The 25,938-nt window shown below is 72.4% G+C and carries 23 protein-coding genes; 13 read left to right on the top strand and 10 right to left on the bottom strand.

Features of this window, described 5'->3' with window-relative positions:
• Positions 1–290: 290 nt before the first annotated feature.
• Genes KZQ38_RS08565 through KZQ38_RS08555 form a run of 3 tightly spaced genes read left to right on the top strand, consistent with a single transcriptional unit; the run spans position 291 to position 3,645 of the window.
• Positions 291–1,772 carry a PHA/PHB synthase family protein gene (locus KZQ38_RS08565; RefSeq protein ID WP_219440097.1) on the top strand — a complete coding sequence of 494 codons (1,482 nt, stop codon included), beginning with the start codon at positions 291–293 and terminating at the stop codon, positions 1,770–1,772.
• A 20-nt stretch (positions 1,773–1,792) separates the two neighbouring features.
• On the top strand, positions 1,793–2,857 hold the full coding sequence (locus KZQ38_RS08560; protein ID WP_219440096.1) for a Glu/Leu/Phe/Val dehydrogenase dimerization domain-containing protein: 1,065 nt from the start codon (positions 1,793–1,795) through the stop codon (positions 2,855–2,857).
• Positions 2,854–3,645, top strand: a complete 792-nt coding sequence (locus tag KZQ38_RS08555; RefSeq protein ID WP_219440095.1) for an SDR family oxidoreductase — start codon at positions 2,854–2,856, stop codon at positions 3,643–3,645. The genes KZQ38_RS08560 and KZQ38_RS08555 overlap by 4 nt, the downstream gene beginning before the upstream one ends.
• A 6-nt stretch (positions 3,646–3,651) precedes the next feature.
• On the opposite strand, the gene KZQ38_RS08550 is transcribed toward KZQ38_RS08555, so the two are convergent.
• Positions 3,652–4,230 carry a hypothetical protein gene (locus tag KZQ38_RS08550; RefSeq protein ID WP_219440094.1) on the bottom strand — a complete coding sequence of 193 codons (579 nt, stop codon included), beginning with the start codon at positions 4,228–4,230 and terminating at the stop codon, positions 3,652–3,654.
• A gap of 110 nt (positions 4,231–4,340) precedes the next feature.
• On the opposite strand from KZQ38_RS08550, the gene KZQ38_RS08545 reads away from it, so the two are divergent.
• Positions 4,341–5,081: an aminoglycoside adenylyltransferase domain-containing protein gene (locus KZQ38_RS08545; protein WP_219440093.1), complete on the top strand. Its 741-nt coding sequence runs from the start codon at positions 4,341–4,343 to the stop codon at positions 5,079–5,081.
• Here KZQ38_RS08545 and KZQ38_RS08540 read toward each other — a convergent pair whose 3' ends face one another.
• From KZQ38_RS08540 to KZQ38_RS08525, 4 genes are read right to left on the bottom strand one after another with little or no spacing between them, the layout of a single operon-like run.
• Complete coding sequence (locus tag KZQ38_RS08540) at positions 5,082–5,636, bottom strand: GNAT family N-acetyltransferase (RefSeq protein WP_219440092.1); 555 nt, start codon at positions 5,634–5,636, stop codon at positions 5,082–5,084.
• On the bottom strand, positions 5,584–6,798 hold the full coding sequence (locus KZQ38_RS08535; protein ID WP_219440091.1) for a sensor histidine kinase: 1,215 nt from the start codon (positions 6,796–6,798) through the stop codon (positions 5,584–5,586). Before KZQ38_RS08535 ends, KZQ38_RS08540 begins: the two co-directional genes overlap by 53 nt.
• Before the next feature lie 18 nt (positions 6,799–6,816).
• Positions 6,817–7,374 (bottom strand): VanZ family protein, encoded by a 558-nt coding sequence (locus KZQ38_RS08530; RefSeq protein WP_219440090.1) that lies wholly within the window; start codon positions 7,372–7,374, stop codon positions 6,817–6,819.
• 52 nt (positions 7,375–7,426) lie between these two features.
• Positions 7,427–8,647, bottom strand: a complete 1,221-nt coding sequence (locus tag KZQ38_RS08525; RefSeq protein ID WP_219440089.1) for a serine hydrolase domain-containing protein — start codon at positions 8,645–8,647, stop codon at positions 7,427–7,429.
• A 437-nt stretch (positions 8,648–9,084) separates the two neighbouring features.
• Here KZQ38_RS08525 and KZQ38_RS08520 point away from each other — a divergent pair, with 437 nt between their 5' ends.
• Positions 9,085–10,608: an RICIN domain-containing protein gene (locus KZQ38_RS08520; RefSeq protein WP_219440088.1), complete on the top strand. Its 1,524-nt coding sequence runs from the start codon at positions 9,085–9,087 to the stop codon at positions 10,606–10,608.
• Positions 10,609–10,625: 17 nt separating this feature from the next.
• Here KZQ38_RS08520 and KZQ38_RS08515 read toward each other — a convergent pair whose 3' ends face one another.
• The gene (locus KZQ38_RS08515; protein ID WP_219440087.1) at positions 10,626–13,418 is read right to left on the bottom strand and encodes a DUF4365 domain-containing protein; all 2,793 of its coding nucleotides are present in this window, start codon (positions 13,416–13,418) and stop codon (positions 10,626–10,628) included.
• Between the two features lie 288 nt (positions 13,419–13,706).
• Here KZQ38_RS08515 and KZQ38_RS08510 point away from each other — a divergent pair, with 288 nt between their 5' ends.
• Genes KZQ38_RS08510 through vanX form a run of 3 tightly spaced genes read left to right on the top strand, consistent with a single transcriptional unit; the run spans position 13,707 to position 16,247 of the window.
• A complete protein-coding gene (locus KZQ38_RS08510) occupies positions 13,707–14,612 on the top strand; it encodes an NAD(P)-dependent oxidoreductase (RefSeq protein ID WP_219440086.1) in 906 nt (301 codons plus the stop codon).
• Positions 14,605–15,636 carry a D-alanine--(R)-lactate ligase gene (gene vanA / locus KZQ38_RS08505; protein WP_219440085.1) on the top strand — a complete coding sequence of 344 codons (1,032 nt, stop codon included), beginning with the start codon at positions 14,605–14,607 and terminating at the stop codon, positions 15,634–15,636. The genes KZQ38_RS08510 and vanA overlap by 8 nt, the downstream gene beginning before the upstream one ends.
• A gap of 2 nt (positions 15,637–15,638) precedes the next feature.
• On the top strand, positions 15,639–16,247 hold the full coding sequence (gene vanX / locus KZQ38_RS08500) for a D-Ala-D-Ala dipeptidase VanX (protein WP_219440403.1): 609 nt from the start codon (positions 15,639–15,641) through the stop codon (positions 16,245–16,247).
• A 22-nt stretch (positions 16,248–16,269) separates the two neighbouring features.
• On the opposite strand, the gene KZQ38_RS08495 is transcribed toward vanX, so the two are convergent.
• Positions 16,270–16,950 carry a response regulator transcription factor gene (locus tag KZQ38_RS08495; protein WP_219440084.1) on the bottom strand — a complete coding sequence of 227 codons (681 nt, stop codon included), beginning with the start codon at positions 16,948–16,950 and terminating at the stop codon, positions 16,270–16,272.
• Between the two features lie 86 nt (positions 16,951–17,036).
• On the opposite strand from KZQ38_RS08495, the gene KZQ38_RS08490 reads away from it, so the two are divergent.
• Entirely contained in the window at positions 17,037–17,522 is a 486-nt protein-coding gene (locus KZQ38_RS08490) for a D-alanyl-D-alanine carboxypeptidase family protein (protein WP_219440083.1), read from the top strand.
• A 140-nt stretch (positions 17,523–17,662) separates the two neighbouring features.
• A complete protein-coding gene (locus tag KZQ38_RS08485) occupies positions 17,663–18,808 on the top strand; it encodes a YwqG family protein (RefSeq protein ID WP_219440082.1) in 1,146 nt (381 codons plus the stop codon).
• Positions 18,809–18,920: 112 nt separating this feature from the next.
• On the opposite strand, the gene KZQ38_RS08480 is transcribed toward KZQ38_RS08485, so the two are convergent.
• Positions 18,921–19,358, bottom strand: a complete 438-nt coding sequence (locus KZQ38_RS08480) for a DUF6098 family protein (RefSeq protein WP_219440081.1) — start codon at positions 19,356–19,358, stop codon at positions 18,921–18,923.
• A gap of 307 nt (positions 19,359–19,665) precedes the next feature.
• On the opposite strand from KZQ38_RS08480, the gene KZQ38_RS08475 reads away from it, so the two are divergent.
• The gene (locus KZQ38_RS08475; RefSeq protein WP_219440080.1) at positions 19,666–20,685 is read left to right on the top strand and encodes a hypothetical protein; all 1,020 of its coding nucleotides are present in this window, start codon (positions 19,666–19,668) and stop codon (positions 20,683–20,685) included.
• Here the strand turns inward: KZQ38_RS08475 and KZQ38_RS08470 are convergent.
• Complete coding sequence (locus tag KZQ38_RS08470) at positions 20,665–21,837, bottom strand: glycosyltransferase family 2 protein (RefSeq protein WP_219440079.1); 1,173 nt, start codon at positions 21,835–21,837, stop codon at positions 20,665–20,667. The two genes, KZQ38_RS08475 and KZQ38_RS08470, sit on opposite strands and share 21 nt — an antisense overlap.
• 456 nt (positions 21,838–22,293) lie before the next feature.
• Between KZQ38_RS08470 and KZQ38_RS08465 the strand changes: the two genes are divergently transcribed.
• Both KZQ38_RS08465 and KZQ38_RS08460 read left to right on the top strand, forming a co-directional pair.
• Entirely contained in the window at positions 22,294–23,826 is a 1,533-nt protein-coding gene (locus tag KZQ38_RS08465; protein ID WP_219440078.1) for an RICIN domain-containing protein, read from the top strand.
• A 1-nt stretch (position 23,827) separates the two neighbouring features.
• Positions 23,828–25,024, top strand: coding sequence for an RICIN domain-containing protein (locus tag KZQ38_RS08460; protein ID WP_219440077.1), 1,197 nt, complete (start codon positions 23,828–23,830; stop codon positions 25,022–25,024).
• A gap of 12 nt (positions 25,025–25,036) precedes the next feature.
• Here KZQ38_RS08460 and KZQ38_RS08455 read toward each other — a convergent pair whose 3' ends face one another.
• Entirely contained in the window at positions 25,037–25,666 is a 630-nt protein-coding gene (locus KZQ38_RS08455; RefSeq protein WP_308258309.1) for a DUF2306 domain-containing protein, read from the bottom strand.
• Positions 25,667–25,938 lie beyond the last annotated feature (272 nt).

Here is a 25,938-nt window from a genome sequence, read left to right as displayed (position 1 = left end):
CGTGCGGTCGTGCGGTCTCGTGTGGCCACCGCGGGATCCCGCTGCGCTGCGCTTCGGGGGCCACCACCCGGTCGCACCGCCGGTCCGCACCGCTCCCGGGCTCCCACGTGAGATGTGCCCCGGTTGTCGCGTTCAGTGGTGCGAACGGCCCCGTGCGCCACTGCCGCGCGCCTTGTACCCCTGTCCCGTGCCCGTGCGCCCCCCGATGCGCCTGCCCCGCGCGTGACGAGCGGTTCTACGTTGCTGTCAAACGGTTGCCGCACGGGTGGCCGTCGGCCGAGGAGTCGCGGATGGCGATGTCGTACGAACCGGACCCCGACGACCGCCGTTTCGACGACCCCGTCTGGAACTCCGTCATCGGCTACCGGCTCCTGCTCCGGGGTTACCTGGTGTGGCGCCGCAACGTCCTGGACGCCGCCCAGAGCCGGTTCGTGCCGGTGTGGCACCGGCGGCAGCTCCGGTTCCTCGCCCAGGTCTGCACCGATGCCCTGGCCCCGACCAACTTCCCGCTCGGCAACCCCGCCGTGCTCCGCCGCGCCGCGGCCACCCGCGGCGCGAGCCTGGTCCGCGGGGCGGGGCACGCCCTGGAGGACCTGGTCCGCCGGCGGGGCCGGCCCGCGAAGATGCCGTCCGGCTCCTACCGGCTGGGCGTGGACCTGGCGGCGACACCGGGCCGGGTCGTGCACCGGGACGACCTGGTGGAGGTGATCCAGTACGCGGCGCGGACCCCGGAGGTCCACCGGGTGCCGCTGCTGCTGATCCCGGCGTGGGTCAACAAGTTCTACATCTACGACCTCGCGCCGGGCCGCAGCCTGGTCGAGTGGGCGGTGCGCCGGGGTTTCACGGTGTTCGCCGTCAGCCAACGCGATCCCGGACCGGAGCACGCCGACCTGGGCATGGACGACTACTTCCGCCGGGTTCCGCTGCGCGCGCTCGACGTCGTGCGGGAGGTCACCGGCACGGCGTCGGCGCACCTGGTGGGCGTCTGCGCCGGCGGGCTGCTCGCCGCGGGGGCCGCCGCCTGGCTCGCGGCCGGCGGTGAACGGGGTGCGGCCTCGCTGACGTTGCTGATGTCCGCGCTGGACCACCCGTCCCCACCGGAGCGCGATCCGTGGCAGGACGCGGAGATCGGGCTGCTGACCCGGCTCCTGACCAACCACGCGGGCCTCGTGGACGGCGGGCGGATCGGGCTGCTGTTCGACCTGCTGCGGTCCCGGGACACCGTGTGGGGTCCCCTCGTCGCGGGCTGGTTCCTCGGCGAACGACCACGCCCCTTCGACATCTGGGCGTGGAGCGAGGACGGGATCGACGTGCCGCGCGCCCTGTTCGAGCAGACGCTGCGGATCGCGGCGGACAACACCCTGGCACGTGGTCGGTTGCGGCTCCAGGGCCGGCCCGTCGACCTGGCCGCGGTCGCGCAGGACGCCTTCGTCGTGGCCGGCGTCCGGGACCACATCGTCCCGTGGGAAACCGTTTACCACAGTGCTCGGCTGCTCGGCGGCGACGTCGACTTCCACCTGGTGCCCTCCGGGCACGTCGGCGGCATCGTCAACCCGCCCCGTCCCGGTGCCGCGCACCGCGTCGGTGACGGCCCGCTGCCCGCCGACCCCGACGTCTGGTCGGCCCGCGCAACGACGCGGTCGGAGTCGTGGTGGGAGGCGTGGACGCGGTGGCTCGCCGACCGCTCGGACGGGCTCGTGCCCGCGCGTGACCCGGGCAGCGCGCGGCACCCCGCCACCGATCCCGCGCCGGGGCAGCACGTCCGGTCGTGACCACCACCCCAGGAGGAAGCATGGACCCGTTCCACCTCAAGGCGTTGCCCGACGCGTTCGACCACGAGCAGGTCGTGTTGTGCCAGGACCCGGCCGCGGGCCTCAAGGCCGTCATCGCCATCCACTCGACCGCCCTGGGCTCGGCCCTCGGCGGTGCCCGCGTTCGCGCGTACGCCACCGATGAGGAGGCCGTTGCCGACGCCCTGCACCTGTCCCGCGGCATGTCGTACAAGAACGCGCTCGCCGGGCTCGACTTCGGTGGCGGCAAGGCCGTCATCATCGGCGACCCGGCGCGGGTCAAGACCGAGGAGCTGCTGCTCTCCTTCGGTCGGTTCGTGGCTTCCCTCGGTGGTCGGTACACGACGGCCTGCGATCTGGGCACCGACGTGGCGGACATGGACGTCGTCGCCCGCGTGTGCCCGTGGACTGCGGGCCATTCCCGGTCGACCGACGGCACGGACAGCACGACGAGCGCGACCGCCCTCGGCCTGTTCCAGGCGATGCGCGCCGCGGCGGGGCACCGCTGGGGCGAGGCGTCCCTGCGGGACCGCGTGGTCGGTGTCGCCGGGGTGGGCAAGGTCGGCCGGCTGCTGGTGCGGCACCTCGTCGGCGCGGGGGCGAGGGTGGTCGTCACCGACCTGCTCGACGCGCCGGTGCGGCAGGTCCTGGCGGAGTTCCCCGGCGTTGTCGCCGTGGACGACACCGATGCGTTGATCCGGACGCCCCTGGACGTCTACGCCCCTTGCGCGGTGGGTGGTGTGCTGGACGAGTCCGTGGTGCCGGTGCTCACCGCGGCGGTGGTGTGCGGCGCTGCCAACAACCAGCTCGCGCACCCCGACGTGGAGCAGCGGCTCGCCGACCGCGGCGTGCTCTACGTGCCCGACTACGTGGCCAACGCCGGGGGCGCGATCCACGCGGCCGGCGAGCTGCGCGGGCTGCCGCCGGACCAGCTCACCACGCGGGTGGCGGAGGTTTTCGAGACCACGTCGGCGATCCTGGCGCGCGCCGAGGCGGAGGGCGTCCTGCCCGGCGCGGCGGCCGACCTGCTCGCGGAGCAGCGCATGGGTGCGGCGGCGGGGCGGTGAGCCGGGACTTCGCGGGCCGGGTCGCCCTGGTGACGGGTGCGAGCCGGGGCATCGGTCGGGGGATCGCGCGGGAACTGCTCGCGCGGGGCGCGTCGGTGGTGATCACCGGGCGCAAGGCGGACGCGTTGGGCGCGGCGGCGACCGCGTTGGCCGACGCGGCGGGGGCGGCCGAGGTCGTCGGGCCGGCCGGCGGGCGGGTGCTGGCGGTGCCGGGCAACGCGGGCGACGCCGACCACCGCGCGGCGGCGGTGCGCGCGGCCGTGGAGGGGTTCGGGCGGCTCGACGTGCTGGTCAACAACGCCGCCGTCAACCCGCTGTCCGGGCCGCTGGTGGACGCCGACCTCGACGCGGTGCGCAAGGTCTTCGACACCAACGTGGTGGCGGCGCTGGGTTTCGTGCAGCTCGCCTGGCGGGCGTGGATGGCCGACCACGGCGGCGCGGTGGTCAACATCGCCTCCGTGGGCGGGTTGCGCTCGACCGGGGTCATTGGTGCGTACGGCGCGAGCAAGGCCGCGTTGATCCGGCTGACCGAGGAGCTGGCCGGGCAGCTCGGTCCGGTGGTGCGGGTCAACGCGGTCGCGCCGGCGGTGGTCAGGACGCGGTTCGCCGAACCGCTCTACACCGGCCGGGAGGAGGAGGCCGCTGCGGCCTACCCGATGCGGCGGCTGGGCGAGCCCGAGGACGTGGCGGGCCTGGTCGCGTTCCTGGCCTCCGACGCCGCGCGGTGGATCACCGGGGAGACCGTGCGCGTGGACGGCGGTCTGCTCGCCACCGGCACCCTCGGCTGAGCCGGTTCACCGGTCGAACGCCGTCAGCACCAGGCAGAGCAGGTTCCCGTCGTCGTCGGTGATCTCGTGCCCGTCGACGTTCTCCGCCTCCACCGGGAAGACGAGGGCGTTCGCGCCGGTTTCCCGGTCCAGGACCACGTTCGGCCAACCACGTCCGCCCTCCGCCGCGATCCGGTCCCGCGCGCCGGGGAAGAACGAGGGCAGGCCGTCCTCGTGCGGGAGCGTCGCGCGCATGGCGTCCTCTCCCCACAGGACGGCGTAGTCCTCGACGGGGTGGATGTCGTCGTAGCCGTGGCGGTTCCACCTCGCCGCGGCGATCCGCGCGGGTTCGGCCAGCGGGATCACGACCACGCTCACGAGGTCCCGGTCCTCGTCGGTGTAGGCGCCCACGTGCACCGGGTGCGTTCCCGGGGGCAGCGCGTGGCTGAACCCCCCTTCGGTCCACCCCGGCGTGTCCCAGCTGACCCGGCCGTCGCCCACGACGAGATCACCGGCGTGGTCGAACCGCTTGGGCCTGGCGTGGGGCACCAGTGAAGCCGGCGCGTACCTGTCCGCCAAGCGCCACAGCAGTTGCTCCATGTCCACGGGATCGTGTCCTTCCAGTCGCTGGAGTCGCCCATAACAGCACACGCGCCGGTCGGCCGGGGGAGGTTCCTGCCCGGTGCCGCGCGTGATCACGCCCTATAGTGCTGATCATGGGTGGTCGGCCGGATCGCTACGCCCGGGACGTCGCCGCCGAGGTGGCCGCGGTGCTCGGTCGGCGGCTGGTGGGTGCCTACCTGCACGGCTCCGCGGTGCTCGGCGGTTTCGACGCGCGGCGGAGCGATGTCGACGTCGTCGTCGTCTGCGAGACGCCGATGGCGGAGGCCGAGCGGTCCGCCGTCGCCGAGCGGTTGAGCGACGAGCGGCTGCCCTGCCCCGCACGCGGGTTGGAGCTGAGCGTCGTCACCCTGGCGGCCACCCTGCGCCCCGCGGCGCGGCCCGCGTTCGAGCTGCACATCACCACGGCGCCCGAGGACCGCAAGGTCGTCGACGGTCACGGGCACGAGGGGGACCCCGACCTGGTGCTGCACTTCGCCGTCTGCCGCGGTGCGGGACGCCTCGTCGGACCCGGCCGCCCGGCGACCGAGGTGTTCGCGCCGGTGGCCGCGGACCTGGTGCTCGCCCAACTGGCGGCGGAGCTGCGTTGGGCCGCCGAGCACGCGCCGGGGGAGTACGCGGTGCTCAACGCCTGCCGTGCTTGGCGATTCGCGGTGGACGGCGCACTGGTGTCCAAAGTGGACGGCGGCCGGTGGGCGCTCGGCCGCGTGACGGGACCGGATCGGGCGTTGGTCGGGGCCGCGCTGGACCGCCAACGGTGCCTGCCCGCACCGGAACCCGAGCGTCCCGCCGTCACGCGGTTCGTCCACCGGGTGCTCGAGGGGTTCCCCGCGTAGTCAGCCACGCGCCGCCCAGTCGGCACGCAGCAGCTCATACTCGACCTCGCCGTGCTCGGTGCCGGGCAGCGGGTCCTCGAAGTGCACGTGGAAGGTCCGCTGGTACCTCAGGCCCGCCTTCTCCATCACGCGCCGGGACGCCGTGTTGACCGCCATGGTCTGCGCCCAGACCCGTTGCACGCCGAGGTCGGTGAAACCCTTGTGGATCAACGCGCGTGCGCCCTCGGTGGCGTACCCGCGACCCCAGGCCGGGGCGATGAGCCGGTAGCCCAGCTCCACTTCCGCGGTGCTGCCGTCCGCCGGCGGCTGGAGTGCCAGCCAGCCCACGAACCGCCCGCCGTCCCGCTCGACCGCGGCCCACCGACCGGCCGGGCCGCGGTCGTAGTCGCGCAGGACCGCGGGCAGCACCACGTCGGCGATCTCGGCACGCGGCGTCGGTTCGCCGGTGAGGAAGCGCATCACCTCGGGGTCGCTGTCGAGCCGGACCAGGTCGTCGACGTCGTCAGCGGTGAACCGCCGCAGCAGCAACCGCTCCGTTTCCAGGAAGACGTGCATCCGCGGGCCTCTCTCGGTGGGCTCGGTCCGCCGCCCATCCTGACCCGCGCCACGCGTACCCGTCCAAGGCTTTTCGAGCCGGCGGCGGGCCGGGGAGCCGGACCGTGACGAGGAGACCGCCGGTGGGCCGGGAGGTGAGTTCGAGCGTCCCGTCGTGCGCCCGGACGATGCTGCGCACGATGGCCAGCCCGAGGCCGACGCCGGCGTGGTCGGTGGTGCGGATGCGCTCCGTGCCGCGCTGGAACGGTTCGGTGAGGGTCGGCACCAGCTCCGGGGCGAGGGGAGGACCCGTGTTCTCGACCCGCAGCACGCACGCGCCGAGCTGGGGTTCGGTGTGGATCGTCACCGCGCCGCCGGTGGGGAGGTTGTGGACGATGGCGTTCTGGACGAGGTTGACCACCAACTGGAGGATCAGCGGCGCGGAGCCGTTGGCCGGTGTCATCTCGCCGGTGACGTCGAGCGCGATACCGCGTCGTTCGGCCAGCGGCAGCAGCGTTTCGGCGACCTCTTCGGCGATGAGGGACAGGTCGACGGGCTCGCGGGCGAAGTCCCGGCGGTCGCTGCGGCTGAGCAGCAGCAGCGCCTCGGTGAGGTCGATCGCCCGCGTGTTGACGGTGTGCAGGCGTTCGACGAGTTCGCCCTGCGGCCGCGTGGGGTCGTTGCGGGCGACTTCGAGGAGCGTCCGCGAGATCGCGAGCGGGGTGCGCAGTTCGTGGGACGCGTTGGCGGCGAACCTCTGCTGCTCGGCGACGTGCCCTTCGAGTTGCGCGAGCATGGCGTCGAAGGCGTCGGCGAGTTCGCGGAACTCGTCGTTCCGGCCCTGGAGCCGGATGCGGTAGGACAGCGACCCGCTCGTGACCTGGCGGGTGACCTCGGTGATGCGGGTCAGCGGTGCGAGCATCCGACCGGCGAGGAGCCAGCCGCCCAGCAGGCCGAACAACAGCAGGAGCGCCAGCACGTGACCCATGAACCGGGTGAAGGCGCGCAGCATGACGGCGCGGTCGACCCACAGGTCGTCGGAGATGTAGATCGCGTCGTCGGGCAGGCCCCACAGGTAGAAGGCCACCACGGCGGTGAACAGCAGGACGCCCGCGAGCATGAGGAAACCCGCGTAGCTAAGGGTGAGCTTGAGCCGGACGCTGAGACCTTTCCGCCGGTGCACGGCGTGCTCCCGCATCCCTCAGCGCGCCGGGACGGGTAGGGGTCGGTCCACCGAGGGCGACCACCAGCGGCGTGACAGCAGTGCGGCGAGCACCGCGCCGGCGGTGTTGAGCAGCACGTCGTCCACGGAGGACACCCGGTCCAGGCGCAGGGCGTACTGCGCTGCTTCGAGCAGGACCGAGCACGCCGCGGCCAGCGCCGCGATCCGCGGTGTCGACGCGAACGCGGGGAACCGCAGCGGCACGAGGGCGCCCAGCGCCGCGAACACCAGCAGGTTGCCGACGACCTGGCCCGTCGACATGGTGACCAGGTCGCTCAGCGGCACCAGGCTCGTCCGACCGGTGGCGGTCCCGGCCGCCGCGCCCGGCAACAGGATCATCCAGGCCCACGGCACCGTCCCGTAGACGATGCCGACCTCGGCCGACGAGGTGCGCCACGCGGACGCCGGCGGGAACCCGGCCGCACGTCGTCGGCGTGCCCGCGCCCGGGTCACCAGCACCGCCAGGGGCAGCACGGCCACCGTGAGCAGCGCCACGCCGGTGAACGTGCCCAGCAACCCGTGCCAGTCCTTGATCACGCCGTCCCCGCTTCCGCTCGACCGTGCCGTCCAGTGTGCCCGTGGTGGCGCGTCAGCCGCCGCCCGGCGGGTCGACCGGCCGACCGGTGATGGCCTGCGCCTGCTGCTGGAGGATTTCCCCGAGCGGGATGTGGTCGTGGTTGCTCAGCAGGACGGCGACCCAGCCGGTGTCCGGGTACACGTCCCAGTTGGCGCTGCTGCCGCCGGTCACGCCACCACGTCCGAACACCCACTGGCGACCGTGCATGAGGTCGAGCGGACCCGAGTAGGCGGTGAACGACGTGCGCGTGGGCCCGGGGAGCTTGGCGCCGGTCAACAACTCGGCGAACGGCCGCTCCAGCACCGTGCCGGCACGCAGCGCGTGCGCGAACCGGACCAGGTCGGGCGCGGTGGCGAAGGCGTCGCCCGAGGCGTGGCCGATGAAGCCGCGGGCCGGGTTCCGCCCGGCCAACTGCGGCCCGTGGCCGCCCTTGTCCAGGTTGCGGACGGCGTCCACCCGGCTGCCGTCGGCCTGGAGCATGTACGAGTGCGCGATGTGCTCGTCGGCGAGCCACTGCGGCCGGGTGTAGTACCCCGAGCCGGTCATGCCGGAGCGGCGGAAGACGTGCTCGTGCACGTAATCCCAGTACGTCATGCCGGACACGGCTTCCACGACCTGCGCGGCGATGGCCAGGCCCGCGCCGCCGCCGGCGGTGTGGCTCTGGTCGCCGGAACCGGGCGGGACCACCAGCGCCGCCTGCCGGGTCCACCGCCGGTGGTGCTCGCGCACCTCGTCCCGGCTGTGGAACACGCGTTGCCAGTCCGGCATCGGGGCGGCCAATCCGGAGGTGTGGGTGAGCAGGTGGTGGATGGTCACCTGCTCGGCGACGTCCGCGGCGAAGCCCGCCAAGTGCGTGCCCACGGTGTCCGACAGCGCCAGCGCCCCCTGCTGGACCAGTTGGAGGACGGCCACCGCCAGGAACGGCTGGCTCGCCGAGCTGAGGTTCACCGCGACGCCCTCGTGGTTGCGGATGCCCCGTTCCTCGTCGGCCATGCCGTAGGCGCGGGACAGCACGGTCCGGCCCCGGTGCGACAGCAGCACGACGCCCGAGAACCTGCCCTGCTCGGCCAACCGCCCGATGTACTGGTCGTAGGCCCCGCCGGGCCGGGTCTCCGGCGGCACGTGCTCCGGCGCGGCGTCGGCGTGTCCCGCGCCCACCAGCGGCACACCGGCCGCCACCAGCCCGCCCCACCCGAACAGCCGTCGCCGGTTGACGCCACCCGCGGGAGCCATGACCACGATCCTTCCGAGAGCCGATGTGCGCCTCCACTGAACGGGGATGGGCGTTGCGACGGCGTATGCGGTTTTCGATACGTCCGCGATATGCCCGATCCGCTACGCGGGATAGCTCGATCAGGTGCGGGCCGTGATCCGGTGCCGCCGTCGCGGACCGTGAAGGCGTGGTGGGGTGTGGCCGCCGGGTGCGGTTCCGCGGTCACCGGCACGGCGGAGAACGGCCGCGTCGGGAGCACCGAGCCGGTCACCCGCGTCCGGTGGCCGTGACCTGCGCGGGTGATCCGCGGAGCGCCGGGCGCTCCGCGGTCGTGAGCACACTTTCGGGTTGACCGGCCGGATCCGCTGTTCCCCCGCGGGCCCCTGGTTGTGATTCTCGGTGGGGTTCCGACAAGCACCGAACGGTCCTCGAGGCCGGGATGAGGAGGCGCCACACCATGCCCGTCACCACACCGCCGACTCCGTTCAACATCGATCTCTCGGCCGACCCGAGCGGGTCGGGCAGCCACCGGGAGCAGGTCCGGGTGCACCTGCCCGGCAGCGGGGTGATACCGAAGATCGACGTCTACTTCCTCGTCGACAGCACGGGCAGCATGACGGGCATCATCAACGCGGTACGCGCCAACGTCGAGGACATCCTGAGCAGGTTGGTGACCGCCGCCGGCACCGTGGCCGCCGACCTCCACTTCGGCGTGGGCAACTACCGCGACCTGGACTTCCCGCTCGCCCAGCGCTTCCACCACCAGGTGTCGTTGACGTCCAGTTCGGCGGCGGCGGCCAACGGGATCCAGGCGTGGAGCGTCGCCGGCGGCACGACCACCGCCGAGGGCCAGTTCCTCGCCCTGGACCACCTCGCCCAACCACCCGGCGGCACGATCGGCTGGCGCGCCGACGCCAAGCGGATCGTCCTGTGGATCGGCGACGCGCCCGGCCACGACCCGATCTGCCAGGCGGTGTCCGGCCTGACCTACGACATCACCGAGCACTCGGTGATCCACAAGCTCCAGACGCAGGGCATCTCCGTGCTGGTGATCAGCACCCCGTCGGGTTCGAGCGGACCGGGGCTGGACGTCGACCCCGTGCCGCTGTCCAACGGCACGCCCTTCCAGGGCAACTGCTCCATCGGCGGCGCGGCGGGCCAGGGCAGCCGGATCGCCGCCGCGACCGGCGGCACCTACACCGACGGCATCACGCCCGCCACCGTCGTGAACACGATTATCACGTTGGGCACCACCGGGATCACCACGATCGGCAACGTCAGCCTCGTGCCCGGCACGGTGATCGCGCCGTTCGTGCGGGTGCACCCCGCGAGCTACGGTCCGTTCAGCGGCGTGAGCCCCCAGGACCTGGACTTCGAGCTGGAGTTCCCCAGCGCGACCGCCGCCACGTCGCCGCCGACGACCAGGGAGGTCGCGGTGGAGGGCGACGTCGACGTGGTCGTGGACGGCGTGAAGACCGGGTCGACCCGCGTGAAGATCACCGTGCCGGACCTGACCGGGCGCTACAAGATCCGGTGCACGCTGAGCGAACTGTACCTCCAGCTCGACGACCCGAACTGGACGGGCGACGGCGCCAACATCGACCAGAACGTGGACAGCGGCATCCCGGCGGTGGAGTGGGAACTGGTCCCGGTCCCCGGCGGCGGCTACCGGATCAAGAACTGCGACCCGGCCCGCGACCGCTACCTGGAGGTCGTCGGCATGTCGACCGCGAACGGCGCGGAGGTGCTGACCCGGTCCGACCCCAACGGTCCCCACAAGGAGTGGCTGTTCGTCCCCGCCGGCGCGCCCGACGCGGGCCGGTTGGTGGTGCGGATCCAGAACCTGCACTCCGGGCTGGTGCTGGACGTGCGGAACCAGAGCCTGGACCCCGACGCACGCGTGTCCCAGCAGGGGTACTGGGGCGACTACCCGACGTACCGCGAGAAGCACAACCAGCACTGGGTCCTGGAACGGATCTGACGCAGGCACCGCGCGGTTCACCGGGGTCGGGCGGTCGTGCCGTCCGCTTCGACGCCGAACAGCGGGAGAGAGCCGTCGTCGCGGATCTCGGCGAGCATCGTCACGGGGTTGCCCCACGAGTGGCGGTCATGCATGTTCAACGCCCGCATGACCAGCCGCTCGGCCCCGTCGAGATCCCCGTGCAGGAGCAGTTCGCGGCCTACCTCCAGCAATCCGCCGGAAGCCCCGAACGCCGCTGCTTTCAAGGCGAATTCCTCCGCCGTCGCGAACTCACGGCGCTTCGCGTGCCAGGTGGCCAACCTCGCATACGCCTCATCCACCCCGTAATCCGGGTCGTCGTCCTGCTCCTCCGGCTCTTTCGGCTCTTCCGGCGTGCGGTCCCGGGCGTCGAAGAGCCGGCGGGCCAACTCCTCCTCTTTCCCCTCGCGCAACGCATGAGCCAGTTGGGACAGGTCTTGAGGGTGCTTCGCGGCGAAGTCGGCAACGCGATCCGACAGGTTGTCGAACACCCGGAGTTGCCCCGGGGTGCCGGAGTGCTTCTCGATCGCCTGCCGCACCAGTGACGCGGCCTTGGCGGCCTGCCCCGCACGGGCGTGGCTCGCGGCCGAGCGCATCCGGTCTTCGAACGTCTTGGGGCGCACCATCTTGAGCAGGCGGCGGGCTTCCGCCGGGCGTTCCGCGTCCGAGTGGTGGTCGGCCAGCGCGAGGAGGGGGGACAGGTCGCCGTCCGCCGCCGCCGAGATCGCCGTCCGCTCCGCGCTGTCGAACCCGTCCGCGCTCGCCAGTTGGGAGACGAACTCCGTCAGCGCGGCCGATCTGTGCTCCGGCGGCAGGTCGCGGACGAGTCGCTCGGCCTCCGCCGGGTCGTCGATGTCGCGGAACACCGCGACCGAGACGGTGGGTTCCCACGAGCCCAGCGCGAGCGCTTCCCGCGCGGTCGCCTCCGCCGCGTGGCTCTCGCCGTCCAGTTCCAGTCGGGAGGCGAGGCGGTCGAACGCTTCGAGATCACCCAGATCCGCCGCTTGTCGCAAGAGTCGCCGCACGTCGGCCTCTTTCCCGTCACTGCCGGCACGTGTCATCGCCAGCGACGTCAACGCGCTGGGCAGACCGGCGGCCACGGCGCTCTTGACCAGGCGATCGGCGACCCGCGGAACGCCTGCCCGTTCGAACTTCAGCGCGATGTCGCACAGCCTCCGACCCGCTTGTTCGCCGCCCGCCGCCTCGTACAGGAGCACCGCGATCCGCAGGCGCATCCGTGATTCGGCGCTCTCCGCGAGCCGCAGCCGCCCGGCCGGGGTGACGTCGCCCTCCGCCGCGGCCGACCAGAACCCGGCGGGCGGGAACTCGAACCGGCGTGACCGGCGGCCCTCCTCGTCCAGGAGGTCGTCGAGCCGGTAGCCGAACGGGACGCGGTGCAGCGCGGGACCACTGGCCTTGCCCGGCCGGACGAGGTCGGCGGTGGCGTCCGCGAACCAGGACGGGTCGGCATCGGCGCGGGCGCGGTCGGCGTCGGTGAGGTAGCCGCGCGCGGCTTCCCGGAGGAAGCGTTCCGACAACACCCCGTCGTGCCCCAGCCGACGGGCGTCCATCGCCGCGTGGAGGACGGCGAGTTCCGCCGTCCCGGCGGTCGCGAGCCGGTGGAGGAGGTCTTCCGCGCCGGCCAGGTACCGGGTCACCGCGAAGTGCGCCGCCTTGCCCGCCGCTTCCGCGATCCGCCGGTCGCCCGACCGCCGGGCCGCGTCGATCTCGGCGCTGGTGAACTGCTCCGGCACCCGGAGGTAGCCGCTTTCCAGCAGGCGTCGTGCCGCGACGAACTCGTCGTTCTCCGGGCGCTTCCTGGTGAGGCTGCTCCAGAACTCGGGCCACAGCGTGCCCAGCACGAGCACCGGCCCGCGGGACTCGTCGGTGAGCAGTTCACGCAGCGCGGTCGCGATGTTCGTGCGTGTTTCGGCGGAGGGATCCAGCAGGTACCGCTGTGCTTCGTTGAGCCACACCACGGTTCTGGGCCCCACGAGAGGCAGCTCGTCCAGGAAGCGGCTGGGCGGCAGGGGGTTCACCGCGGGCCACACGCGCCACCCGCTCGCGACGAGGCTGGTGCTCGTCCCGCCGACGGCGACCGGCCGGTGCAGGGCCTCGAACAACGCCCGGGTCTTACCCGTGCCCGACGACGCGACGAGGACCGCGAGACCGGACCTCGGCGGTGTGCCCAGCGCGCCGCCGACCAGCTCGTCCAGCACGGCGTCGTGCGGTCGGACAAGGTACTGAGGGGGTTCCTCCGCATGGGCGCCGCTCCCGGACGTCGCCGCGTGGACCTCCAGGTCGGCCGCGCCCAGCCGACCGGCGGGCACACCCACCGACCGGTGGCGCACCCGCGCTTCCGCGGCCTCGCGCAACGGTGTGACGGCGGACCCGTCCACGACGTTGGTCCGCGGCACCCACACCTTCCAGGTGGCGCCGGCGTCCCGCCGCACGGTCGCCTCGGTGATCAACTGCCAGTAGCAGACCTCGTCGGCCATGTCCACCAGCACGACGGCCACCGGGATCGAGTGCCCCAGCCAGTAGGTGAAGTGCGCGGTGTTCTCCCGGAACCACCACCCGCCGTCACCGGGCTCCCGGAAGTAGCTCGGCCCGCTCTTGATCTGCAAGGCGACCAGCAGGCCGAGCACCTCCTCGCCGTCGACCACCTCGACCTGCGCGTCGATGCCGAAGTCCTCGTCCTGGCGGCGGAACAGCCACCCCACGCGCTGGAACGCCTGCTGGACCAGGGTTTCCCCCGCACTGGCGACCTGAGCCGACTTGAGCCGCCGCATCCGTGCGGCCTCCCTGTTCTTCCGCTGGTGAGCCGGAGGTGTCCTGCCGGAGCGCCCTAGGGTATTGCATCCGAGGCACGGGCGTGGCCAACGGCCGTGTATCGCCGACATATGGAAAAGCGGATACGGGGTCGGAACGTCGGGGTGGCTTGACTGAGCGCTGTGAGCTACCGCGAACCAGTACCGGCGACGGCTCGTCGCGCTCGATCGCCGGTGCACCCGGCCGCCCCCGAGGTGGGAGTCGCGGTTTACGGGTGCGGATCGGACGAAGCCGTTCTGTTCCGGGAGATGGCGCCTCGCTTCGGCGTCGTGCCGTCCATCACGGACTCGCCGCTGGGCGAGGACAACGTGGAACTGGCGTTGGGGCACCGGTGCGTGAGCGTCGACCACCGGACCCGGGTCGGTGAGGCCGCTTTGCGTGCGCTCAGCCGGATCGGCGTGACGTACATGTCCACGCGCAGCGTCGGGTTCGACCACATCGACGTGAAGTACGCGGAGAGCGTCGGCATCTCCGTGGAGAACGTCGCCTACTCGCCCGACAGCGTGGCCGACTACACGTTGATGCTGACGTTGATGGCCGTGCGGGGCGCGAAGGCCATGGTCCGGCGTGTGGACGCGCACGACTACCGGCTGGGCGACGTGCGGGGGAAAGAGCTGCGCGACCTGACGGTCGGGGTGGTGGGCACGGGGCACATCGGGGCCGCGGTCGTCGGCAGGTTGCGGGCTTTCGGCTGTCGCGTGCTGGCGCACGACAAGTACCCCAAGTCCTCGGTCGAGCACGTCCCCCTGGACGACCTGCTGCGGCAGAGCGATGTGGTCACGTTGCACACCCCGCTGAACGCGGACACGTACCACCTCCTGGACCGCCGTCGCATCGGGCGCATGAAGCACGGCGCGTACGTCATCAACACCGGTCGCGGCGCGCTGCTCGACACGGAGGCGTTGCTCTCGGCGGTGGAGAGCGGGCGGTTGGCCGGTGCGGCACTGGACGTGATCGAAGGGGAGCGGGGGATCTTCTACTCGGACCGCCGGGGGGAGGCGGTCGGGAACGAACTGCTGCTGCGGTTGCAGGAGTTGCCGAACGTCCTGGTGAGTCCGCACACCGCCTACTACACGGACCACGCGTTGCGGGACACCGTGGAGAACTCCCTCCTCAACTGCCTGAACTACGAAAGCGGGAAACGGCATGGCTAGGTCGCGCGTCGGCATCGTGTTCGGGGGGCGTTCCGAGGAGCACCCCGTTTCCGTCAAGTCCGCGCGGGAGGTCGCGAAGCACCTCGACACCGCGAAGTATGAGCCGTACTACATCGGGATCACGCCGGACGGCGCCTGGTTGCTCTGCGACGGACCCGGTGGCGACTGGGCGGCCCGCGGCCGGCCGGTCGTGTTGCCGCCGGACAGCACGGCACGCGGGCTGCTGGTGCTGGAGCAGGGCCGGTACGAGTCGATCGGGCTGGACGTGGTGTTGCCCGTGCTGCACGGGAAGCTCGGCGAGGACGGCGCGGTGCAGGGCCTGCTGGAACTCTCCGGCATCCCCTACGCGGGGTGCGATGTGCAGAGTTCCGCGCTGTGCATGGACAAGTCGCTCACCTACCTCGTGGTCGGCGACGCGGGGATCGCCACACCGGAGTTCCGGACCGTCCCGGCGGGTGCGGAGGCCGACCCCGACCTCTTCACGTACCCGGTGTTCGTGAAGCCCGCGCGCTCGGGGTCGTCGTTCGGCGTCAGCAAGGTGTCGCGCCCGGAGGAATTGCCGGGTGCGGTGGCCGCCGCGCGGCAGTACGACTCGAAGGTGCTGGTGGAGGCGGCCGTGGTGGGCAGCGAGGTCGGTTGCGCCGTGCTGGACGACGGCGCGGACCTGGTCGTCGGCGAGGTGGACCGGATCGGCCTGTCCCACGGTTTCTTCCAGATCCACCAGGAGGATTCCCCGGAGACCGGGTCCGCGAACTCGACGGTCACCGTGCCCGCGGACATCCCGGCGGAGGCGCGAAAGCGCGTCCAGGAGACCGCCAGGGCCATCTACCGCGCCCTGGGCTGCCGGGGGCTGGCCCGCGTGGACATGTTCCTCCGGGAGGACGGGACCGTGGTGCTCAACGAGGTCAACACGTTGCCCGGCATGACCTCGTACAGCCGCTACCCGCGGATGATGGCGGCAGCCGGGTTGTCGCTCGCGGACGTGCTGGACCGGGTCGTGTCGACGGCGTTGGGCGGGAAATGACCTTGCCGGACGGCTTCGCCTTCGTGGACGGGATCCTGCCCGGCGTCCGCTGGGACGCCAAGTACGCCACCTGGGACAACTTCACCGGCAAACCCGTGGACGGCTACCTCGTGAACCGGGTCGTCGGCACGACCGCCCTGTGCGCCGCCCTCGGCGCGGCCCGCGAGAAGGCGGCCTCCCTCGGCTTCGACCTGCTGCTGTGGGACGGTTACCGCCCGCAGCGCGCCGTCGACCACTTCGTGCGCTGGTCGAGGCAGCCGGAGAACGGCCGGACCAAGGCCCGGCACTACCCGCGCATCGACCGGGCCGCGATGTTCGCACGCGGGTACGTGGCCGCCCGGTCCGGGCACAGCCGCGGCGGCGCGGTCGACCTGACGCTCTACCACCTGAAAACCGGTGAACTCGCGGCCATGGGCGGTGGTCACGACCTGATGGATCCGGTTTCCCACCACGGCGCGGCCGGGATCACCGAGGAGGAAACGCGGAACCGCGACCACCTCCGCTCCATCATGGAGGATTGCGGCTTCCGGGCCTACGAATCCGAGTGGTGGCACTACGCGCTGATCGACGAACCCCACCCGGACACGTACTTCGACTTCCCCATCGCTTAGCCGAAACGGGCGTCGGTGTTCCCTACCGGCGCCCGTCACCGTCGCCCGGGTCGATCCGGTAGCCGACGCCCGCGACGGTGGCGATGACCCAGGGCTCGCCGAGCCGTTTGCGCAACGCCGACACGGTGATCCGCACGGCGTTCGTGAACGGGTCGGCGTTCTCGTCCCACGCCCGCTCCAGCAGCTCCTCGGCGCTGACCACGCCGCCCTCGGCCGCGACGAGCACTTCCAGCACGGCGAACTGCTTCCTGGTCAGCGCGACGTACCGGCCGTCCCGGTAGACCTCGCGGCGGAACGGGTCCAGGCGCAGGCCCGCGATCTCCCGCACCGGCGGCCGGTTGTGGGCGCGCCTGCGGTCCAGCGCCCGGAGCCGGAGCACGAGTTCGCGGAGTTCGAACGGCTTGGTGAGGTAGTCGTCCGCGCCCAGCTCGAAGCCGGTGGCCTTGTCGTCCAACCGGTCGGCGGCGGTGAGCATCAGGATCGGGGTGCCGCTGCCGGAGGCGACGATGCGCCGGGCGACCTCGTCACCGGACGGACCCGGTATGTCGCGGTCGAGGACGGCGATGTCGTAGCTGTTGACCCCCAGCAGTTCCAACGCGGTGTCGCCGTCACCGGCGATGTCGGCCGCGATCGCTTCGAGGCGGAGCCCGTCGCGGATGGCCTCGGCCAGGTAGGGCTCGTCCTCCACGATCAACACGCGCATGACTTCGATGCTACGAGCCTGCCGTATCGGCGGCATATCGGAAATCGCATACGGGCTGACGACGGCGCGCCTCCTTGACTGGGCGCATGAACCGGACAACAGCAGCGCGGAACGCCGAGCCGCGGACCGGCACGGGTGCCCTTCCCGGCGGGGTGACGGTGTTCGACGACGAGTACCCCGGTGTGGCGAACCTCCAGCCCGATCTGCTCCGAGCGCTCCGCGCCGCCGCGGCGGACGCCGCCCAGGACGGTGTCGTCTTCCACGTCAACAGCGGGTGGCGTGCGCCGGAGTACCAGCACCGGCTGCTCCGCGCGGCCGTGGCCGAGCGCGGCTCCGAAGAGGAGGCCGCGCGGTGGGTCGCCACGCCCGACACTTCACCGCACGTGTCCGGCAACGCGGTCGACGTCGGCTTCGCCGCGAGGGAGTGGTTGGCGGAACACGGTGCCGCGTACGGGTTGTGCCAGGTCTACGGCAACGAGCCCTGGCACTACGAACTGCGCCCGGAAGCCGTCGACGGCGGCTGCCCGCCCCGGTACCCCGATCCCACGCACGACCCGAGGATGCGGCGGTGACCGGTCGGCGGGCAAGGAGAAGCACCCGGCGTCGTCCAGGCCCGTGACCCGGAGCGGGGGCCGACGCGGACTCGTGAGCGCGGGATTGTCGGTCCCCGGTGGGAGCATCGACCCGTCCTTGACTCAGGGGGGTTGGAATCATGCGTTTCACGACACCGGACAAGCCGGTCGACGTGGCGGAGCTGTTCCCGGAGCTGGCCGGGCTGGCGCGGACGGCGGTGCGCCTGCACCCGAGGGCGGGTGCGACCACGGTGCGGGAGTCCTCGTTGGGCGGGCCGCTGCTGTGGCCGGCGGACGAGGCGTGGCCCGTGTGCGAGGTCGACCACCCCGATCCCCGGCCGCTGACCAGTGCGGAGGGGCGGGAGCTGGAGCGGCGGCTGGTCGAGGCGCACCGGGCGGTCGGCGCGTCGCCGCACGACGCGGCGCTCTACCGCGCGTACCAGGCGGTGGAGGCCGACATCCGGCGGGTGCGGCGCGTGGAGTACGCCGACGACCCGGCTGCCCGGCTGCCCATGGTGGCGATCGCGCAGTTCTACGCGCGTGACGTGCCGGAGCTGCCGTTCCCCGAGGGGACCGACGTGTGCCAGGTCCTGTGGTGCCCGACCGACCACGACCCGCACTACGCCCCGTTGCCGCGCGTGTGGTGGCGTGACGCCTCGACGGTGACCGCCGTGGCCACCGCGCCGGAGCCGGACCGCGATCTCAGCGAGGAGGAGTACCTGCCCACGCCGTGCCGGATCGCGCCGGAACGGGTGGTGGAGTACCCCGACTGGGACGACCTGCCCTCGGACGAGCTGCGTGAGCGGATCTCGGCGTGGGAGCGGGGGCAGGAGTGGCGGTACCGCGCGGACCTGGCGACCGCGCCGGGCACGAAGGTCGGCGGCTGGCCGGACTGGATCCAGAGCCCGGTCGAGCCCGAGTGCGACCGGGGGCACCGGATGGTCCCGCTGCTCACGGTGGCCAGCGGTGAGGTCGGCGCGTGGCGGACGTGGCTGCCGGTGGAGACGCGTGCCGAGGTGGCCTTCCAGAAGGAGGTGCGGTTCGCCACGGTCGACGGCGGCACCGGGCACACCGTGATCGAGCGGGACGAGGTGTTCGACCCCGCCGGGTTCAGGATCTTCGGTCGCGCCGTGGTGCCGGAGTCGGTGGAGGAGGAGCTGATCCCGGACTACCGCACCGTGCCGCGGGGGATGGACATGATGCTGGGCGACGTGGGGAACCTGTACATCTTCATGTGCCCCCACTGCCCGGACCGGCCCGTCGAGGTCGAGTTCCAGTGCACCTGATGCGGGACGCCCGTGGGTGTGGGGCGGGCTGCGCCTGATGCGGGACGCCCGTGGGTGGGGGGCGGGCTGCGCCTGATCCGGGACGGGACGCCCTGGGGTGCGTCCGATCCGGTCACTCGTCGCCGTGCGACTCCCGGTCCAGCGGTCCCCAGTTCGCCGGTCGGGAGGCGATCAGGTCACGTGCCTGGTCGAGCACCGAGTCGGCGATCCAGGCGACGGGCTCGTGGCACACGACGAGGGGTTCGTTGTCCGGTCCCCGGCCGACCTCCTCCCCGGCGAGCACCCACGGCCGCACACCGGCCCCGCGCACCCTCGGCAGGTGGTGGTAGTCGTACAGGCGTCGCGCGACCCACAGCCGCGGTGACCGGCCCGCCCACCACGGCTCGATCGCCAGGGCGTTGGCCGACAAACCGGGCAGCGGGACGCCGGTCAACGCGTCCCGACTGGTCTCGGGGTCGTCGGACGGGCCGACGGACCACCGGATGAACAACTCGTCGCCCCGGTCCTCCACCAGGGCCACGAGTTCGTCCAGGTCGGTCACCTCCCGCAAAGCCGCCTCCTGTGCGTCGTCGCTCCACCAGGGGTGGTCCGCGGTGGCCGCGTTAAACCTCGTGCGCGGAGCGGGAACCCCGCCCGGTGGTCAATCACCCGGCACCGGGCAGGGTTCCCCCGGCGGCGTGGTCGGCACGTCGGCGCAAGCGTTTTCCCCGCCATGCTGGGTGTGCGTTCCCCCGGGCGTTGTCCCACGGGCGTGTCCACAAAGGGCTCGGATGGCCCCGCAGGTGGTGCCGGTGGGTGATCGCGGCGTGGGGCGCGGAGGGTGACGGCGTGCTCCGGTCGTCGTTACGGTGCGGGGCGTGCCGTTCATCGACATCGTCCCGGTTGGTCCGGCGAACGCGGGCAAGAGCCGGTTGCTGGCCGCGATGGAACAGGGGCTCGCGGAGTGGGACGCGGCCCCGGCCCCGGCGCTCGTGCCCGACCCGGTGACCGCCCTGGTGCTGTCGGACGCGGGGCACGTGGCCGACCGCCTGGTCGACCTGTGGTACGAGGCGAGGTCGGACGGCGGCGCGTTGTTCGAGACGCGGCTGGTCGACTACGCCGGCGCGGCGGTGGCGGACAAGCGCCACCCCGCCGCCGGCGCCCTGGCGGCCAGGGCGCGGTCCGCCGACGCGGTGCTGTGCGTCCTGGACGGGGAACGGGTCGCCGGGTTGCTCGCGGGCGACCGGGACGGCTTCGAGGACGCCATGGCGGGCGTGTGGAAGCTGGTGCCCGGCCGGGGCAGGGCCGTGCGGTTCGTGGTGACCAAGTGGGACCTGCTGGAGGGGCGGGCCTCGTTGGCGGGGGTGCGCCGGGCGTTGGCCGAGCTGCCGGGTTTCGCGGCGGTCCTGCGGCGGGCGCGGGCGGGTGGCGCCGCCCTGATCCCGGTCAGCGTCGTCGGCCCGGACGCCGGGGCGCAGGCGGTGGTGCCGCTGCTGTCGGTGCTGCCGCAGGTGTTGCGGACGGCGGCCGGCCGCGTGGAACGGGCAGGGCGTGGCGGGTCGCTGGTGGCGGACGCCGGGGTCAACTGGCTGTCCCAGGCGGTGACCGCGGTGGCGGTGCGGCGGGTGCTGCAACGCGTGGTGGACGCCGTGCCGGACAGCCGCGTGGCACGCCGGTGCGCCGGGCCCGCGGCGGTGGGGGTGTCGATGCTGGTCGAAGCCGCCGTGCGGACGTGGTGCGACCGCACCACGCGGTCGGGCGGCGGTGCGCGGCCACACGTCGAGGGTCGGCTGCTGACGCGTGCGGCCGAGGCGTACGAGTGGCGGCTGCGCGACTTCCGCCGCCGGTTCCCGGACGCCGACCTCACCGGGCCGGTGCTACCGCGCCCGGCCGGCTGAGCGACGGCGGAGCACGCCCGCCGCCGCGGCGACCGCGGTCGCGGCCAGGACCGCCTTGCGCCGCCGGGACACCGGGGTCATCGCGGGCCGGCGCCCGTGCCGCCCGGTCCAACTGGTGAGGCGGCGGCCCAGCACCCACTCCCGGAACAGCCACCAGGCGGTCAGCGGTCCGGTCAGGTACTGGAGGGCCAGCCAGCTCGGCAGGCACCTGATCGTCGTGCGCCAGCCCAGTTGCCGCACGGCCACGGCGATCGACGCCGCGGCGACGAGCAACCACAGCGGGCGCCACCAGCTGCTCAACCCGCGGACCACCCCGTGCCGCACCAGGTAGGGCACCAGGGTGCAGGTGGCCAACCCGCCCACGAGCGAGTCGAGCACCTGGGAGGTGACCACGATGAACGACCCGCCGTCCACCATGGGCGCCCGGTGCTTGACCATGGTCTGCGCGAACCCCGCCGTCCAGCGGTGCATCTGGGAAAGGAGTTCGCGCAACGACGTCGGCTCACGGGTGTAGACGAACGCGTCGGGCGTGAACCCGACCCGGTGGCCGAGGCGGTGCAGCGTCCAGGTGAGGTTGAAGTCCTCGGTGATGTTGTCGTCGGGGAATCCGCCGACCTCGCGCAGCACGTCGACGCGGTGGCAGTTGGCCATCCCGCTGAGCACGAGCTGACGGCCGAACACGTCCTGCAACGGGCGCATCCAGCCGTTGGAGATCGCGTGGTACACCGTGCGGTAGCGGCTGTAGGGCGTGGTGGTGTCCCGGGGCAGCGCCGACGGGCAGGTGCCCGCGTAACCCCGGCGCAGCGTGCCCATCATCAACTCGACCGCGCGGGTGCTCAGCGTGGCGTCGGCGTCGAGCGCGACCACGGCGTCGCTGGTGATGTGCGGCAACGCCATGTTCTGCGCCGACGCCTTCGAGCCGCCCTTGCCCTCGATCACCACGACACCCATGCCGCGGGCGATGTCGGCGGTGCGGTCCGAGCAGTTGTCCGCGACGACGAAGATCCGGTCAATCGGGTACGTCTGCGCCCGGCACGACCGGATGGTCTCCGCTATCGACGCCTCCTCGTTGTGCGCCGGGATCACCAGCGACACGCTGCTCGGCGAACTCCGCGTGCTCGCCCCGCGAACCACGTTCGTCCCTGACCTCATGCGAGGACGTCCCCAATCCGATACGAACCAACGCCGACACCGTCAGCAGGACCGCACCGATACCGGTGCTGGCCATCAGAGACATGACCCTCCCCAAGTTCTGCCCCCACCTCACCGCACTTTCCACGACGGCGCAGCGACTGTGCCCCGTTCAGGTGAGGTATCGACGTCGCTCACCGTGAGAACGACTCCGGGCTCGGATTCCGGTGATCACCGGGTTGCCGGAACGACGGACCGCCGAGGCCCGGCAAGATCGCTGGGCAGGGTGGTTCGGCACCGACCTCCGATGCCCTGCGCGGGTGGTTCGGGGCGTCGGCGGGCGTTGTGCGACCAAGTGCACACGTTCGGGTTGAGCGTCCCGCCCGGTCATTCCGCTGCCGGCGCGGAATCGCAATCCTGGGCGGACGGTCGCGAGTCACCGAGCGGCCCGATCGCAGGACGAGGAGGCGTTCCACCATGCCCGTCACGGCGCAGCTCTTCCCGGCCACCATCGACCTCGCCACCGACCTCGAATCGCCCGGCGCGCACCAGGAACAGGTGCAGGTCCGGCTGCCCGGCAGCGGCGTGCTGCCCAAGATCGACGTCTACTTCCTGACCGACAGCACCGGCAGCATGGGCGGCGTCATCGGCGCGGTCCGCGACCGGGTCGAGGAAATCCTGAACCGGTTGGTGAACGCGGCGAACTCGGTGGGCGCCGACGTCCACTTCGGAGTCGGCGACTACAAGGACATGGAGGACCCGCAGCCCGAGCGCTTCCGCCACCAGGTGCCGCTGGGCGCGAGCCCCGCGGCGGCCACCGCGGGCATCCGCACCTGGGCCGCGGCCGGTGGCGGCAGCACGGGGGCGGAGGGCCAGTTCTACGCCCTGGACCAGCTCGCGCAACCGCCCGGCGGTTCGATCGGCTGGCGCGCCGACGCCAAGCGGATCGTCGTCTGGATCGGCGACATGCCCGGCCACGACCCGATCTGCCAGGCCGTGTCCGGGTTGACCTACGACATCACCGAGCACTCGGCGACCACGAAGTTGCAGGCGCGGAACATCTTCGTGCTCGCGATCAGCACCGGGGCGGCGGGACCGACCTCCGGGCTCAACGGCGACCCGGTGCCCGTGTCCGGCGGCACCGTCTACCAGAGCCTGTGCGGTGTGCTCGGCGGCACCGCCGGCCAGGGCTCCCGGGTGGCCGCCGCGACCGGTGGCACCTACCGGGACGGCATCACGCCGGCCACCGTGGTCCAGACGATCATCGACCTCGGCACGGCGGGCATCACCACGCTGGGCAACGTCTCCCTCGTGCCGGACCACGTCATCGCGCCGTTCGTCCAAGTCAGCCCCGCCGGTGGCTACGGGCCCTTCACCGGCGCGCACCCGGACACGCTCGACTTCCAGTTGCACTTCCCCGGCGCGACCTCGCCCGCGGGTGCGCCGGTGACCCGGGAGATCGCGGTGGAGGGCGATGTCGACGTGGTCGTGGACGGCGTGAAGACCGGGTCGACCCGGGTGAAGATCACCGTGCCGGACCTGGCGGGGCGTTACCGCGTCCAGAGCACGCTCAGCGACCTGTACCTGCAACTGGACGACCCGAACTGGACCGGCGACGGCGCCAACGTCGACCAGAACGACTACACCGGCCTGGAAGCACAGCACTGGGAGCTGGTGCCGGTCAGCGGTGGCGGCTACCGGATCAAGAACTGCGACCCCGCGCGCGACCGGTACCTGGAGGTGGTCGGCATGTCGTCCGCCGACGGGGCCGAGGTGCTGACCCGGTCCGATCCCAGCGGCCCCCACAAGGAGTGGCTGCTCATCCCGGTGGGCTCGCCCGCCGGCGGTGCGCCGGTGTTCCGCATCCAGAACCTGCACACCGGCAAGGTCCTCGACATCCGGGGCGGCAGCACCGAGCGCGACGCACCGGTCTTCCAATACTTCTACTGGGGCGACTACCCGACCTACCGGCAGAACCACAACCAGCACTGGCGACTGGAGCGCGTCTGACATGGCGTTGCCGCACAACGAAACCCACCGGCTCGTCAACACCGCCACCGGCAAGGCCCTCACCGCCGACGGCAGGCGCGTCCGCCAGGGCAAGCCCGACGGCGACGACCCCGCACAGCGCTGGCGGCTGACCCCCGTGCCCGCCACGCGGCACACCGTCGTCGTGCGCAACACCGCCGGCGGGATGCTGCTCACGGTGGCCGGGGCCGCCGGGCACAACGGCGCGGAGGTCGTGCTGGACGACGACCGGGGCGGAGCACCGCACCAGCTGTGGCGGCTGGTGCCGCTGCGCTCCGGCGAGCACGCGCTGGCCAACCTCGCCAGCGGCAAGTACCTGGACCTGTGGGACGGCGACAGCGGTGCCGAGCCCCGGCTCGCCCAGCACGACTTCTGGCACGGGCCCCAGCAGCGCTGGTCCCTGCGGCCCGCCGGCCGCCGCCGCAACACCCGCGCCGTGCTCACCCTCGTCCGCGACGAACCGGAGTTCTTCCCGATCTGGCTGCGTTACTACTCCCGCTTCTTCGCACCGGAGGACATCCACGTCCTCGAACACCAGCCCGCGCCCGACCTCGCCCCGGACGACCGGTTCCACCGCATCCCGGTCCACCACGACGAGTTCAGCAGCGACTGGCACCGCGACGTCGTCCAACAGCACCAGCACGACCTCGTGGACCGGTACGACGTCGTGCTGAGCACCGACGTCGACGAGATCGTCGCGCCCGACCCGCGTCACGGGGACCTCGGCCGCTACATCGACCGGTTCGACCAGGACTTCGTCAACTGCACCGGGTACGAGGTGCTGCACCTCGACGACCGCGAACCCGCGCTCGACCCGGGACGGGGCGTGCTCGCCCAGCGCTCGACCTGGTTCGCCAACCCGCTGTACGCCAAGCCCCTGCTCGCCACCGTGCCGATGACGTGGCTGGGCGGCTTCCACGAGCGCATCGACCACGCCACCAACCACGACCCCGACCTGTACCTGATCCACCTGCACCGCATGGACTACCAGATCTGCCACCGCCGCCACCTCCGCCGCACCACCCACCGGACCGCGCAGGACGACATCGACAACTACCGCGGCTACCAGAACCGCATCGTGGAGCCGGCGGAGTTCCGCCACTGGTTCCACCACGACCGGGTCAACGGCGACCCGGTCCGCCCCGAACCCATCCCCGAGCACTGGCGGGACGTGGTGTGACGGGCGCGGGCGTCACGCGCGGACCTTGCGGCGCAGCAACGGGTCCGTGAGCCGGGCGATGACGAAGTATTCGGCGGCCAGCGCGCTGACGAACATGGACGCCCAGGCGCTGGTCGTGTAGACGTCGGCGTAGTCGAGCGACGGGAACACACCCAGGAACGCCTCGCCGGTGACCAGGAAGACGCGCAGCAGGACGGCGGCGAAGCTCAGCGCGTAGTTGCGGATCATCCAAACGCGGTGCAGGCCGAGTTCGCCCGCCCGGATGGTGCGGTAACCCCGGACCGCGGTGTAGACCCACGCCGCCGCCAGCAGGTAGAAGGCGACCCGGGCCGGCAGGCCGCTGACCGAGAAGGTCGCCGCGAAGACCGCCGCGACCGCGGCGAAGGCGAGGCTCACCAGGTAGACGCGGCCGAGCACCCGGTGCGCCCCCGGGTACCGCACGCGCAGCCGCCGGGCGAACTGGAGCGGCCCGATCGCCAACAGCAGGACGCCGGGCAGGCCGTGGACCACCAGCGACAGGTAGTGCGCGGCCACCCCGGGGTTGAGCGGGATGCGGCTGCTCGCCGGGTCGAGGGTGAGGAACGGGAGCGCGGAGATCGCCGAGACGGCGACCGCGGAGACCAGGACCAGTGCCCACCACACGCGCTCGCGCCGTCGGGACCGGGTCCGCGTTCCCGGGGTGGTGCCGGTGGTGGTCGCTTCTGTTCCGGTTGCTTCCGGGTTGGTTGCTTCTGGGTTGGTCGTTTTCGGCGTGGTCACGGGGACTCCGTTCTCTCGCGGTCGGACGACTCCGAAGTTAGGGGTCACCGGGGTCCGCGGTCTTCGCCGCGGAGTGCCGTTCCCACCGGGTCCCCGGTACCACGCGGGCGTCGTGCCTCCTACCGGGGGAGGAGGCACGGGGGTGTGCTGATCTA

Source organism: Saccharothrix obliqua, from assembly GCF_019375475.1.
In the GTDB taxonomy this organism is placed as follows: Bacteria; Actinomycetota; Actinomycetes; order Mycobacteriales; family Pseudonocardiaceae; genus Actinosynnema; species Actinosynnema obliqua.
Note: the sequence above shows the minus strand (reverse complement) of the source record. Positions and strands in the feature narration are given on the sequence as shown.

Coding starts and splice junctions, on each gene's coding strand:
- KZQ38_RS08565 (WP_219440097.1), top strand. CDS start 291: ATGGCGATGTCGTACGAACCGGACCCCGACGACCGCCGTTTCGACGAC.
- KZQ38_RS08560 (WP_219440096.1), top strand. CDS start 1,793: ATGGACCCGTTCCACCTCAAGGCGTTGCCCGACGCGTTCGACCACGAG.
- KZQ38_RS08545 (WP_219440093.1), top strand. CDS start 4,341: ATGGGTGGTCGGCCGGATCGCTACGCCCGGGACGTCGCCGCCGAGGTG.
- KZQ38_RS08540 (WP_219440092.1), bottom strand. CDS start 5,636: ATGCACGTCTTCCTGGAAACGGAGCGGTTGCTGCTGCGGCGGTTCACC.
- KZQ38_RS08525 (WP_219440089.1), bottom strand. CDS start 8,647: ATGGCTCCCGCGGGTGGCGTCAACCGGCGACGGCTGTTCGGGTGGGGC.
- KZQ38_RS08520 (WP_219440088.1), top strand. CDS start 9,085: ATGCCCGTCACCACACCGCCGACTCCGTTCAACATCGATCTCTCGGCC.
- KZQ38_RS08515 (WP_219440087.1), bottom strand. CDS start 13,418: ATGCGGCGGCTCAAGTCGGCTCAGGTCGCCAGTGCGGGGGAAACCCTG.
- KZQ38_RS08510 (WP_219440086.1), top strand. CDS start 13,707: ATGGCGCCTCGCTTCGGCGTCGTGCCGTCCATCACGGACTCGCCGCTG.
- vanA (WP_219440085.1), top strand. CDS start 14,605: ATGGCTAGGTCGCGCGTCGGCATCGTGTTCGGGGGGCGTTCCGAGGAG.
- KZQ38_RS08495 (WP_219440084.1), bottom strand. CDS start 16,950: ATGCGCGTGTTGATCGTGGAGGACGAGCCCTACCTGGCCGAGGCCATC.
- KZQ38_RS08490 (WP_219440083.1), top strand. CDS start 17,037: ATGAACCGGACAACAGCAGCGCGGAACGCCGAGCCGCGGACCGGCACG.
- KZQ38_RS08485 (WP_219440082.1), top strand. CDS start 17,663: ATGCGTTTCACGACACCGGACAAGCCGGTCGACGTGGCGGAGCTGTTC.
- KZQ38_RS08470 (WP_219440079.1), bottom strand. CDS start 21,837: ATGAGGTCAGGGACGAACGTGGTTCGCGGGGCGAGCACGCGGAGTTCG.
- KZQ38_RS08465 (WP_219440078.1), top strand. CDS start 22,294: ATGCCCGTCACGGCGCAGCTCTTCCCGGCCACCATCGACCTCGCCACC.
- KZQ38_RS08460 (WP_219440077.1), top strand. CDS start 23,828: ATGGCGTTGCCGCACAACGAAACCCACCGGCTCGTCAACACCGCCACC.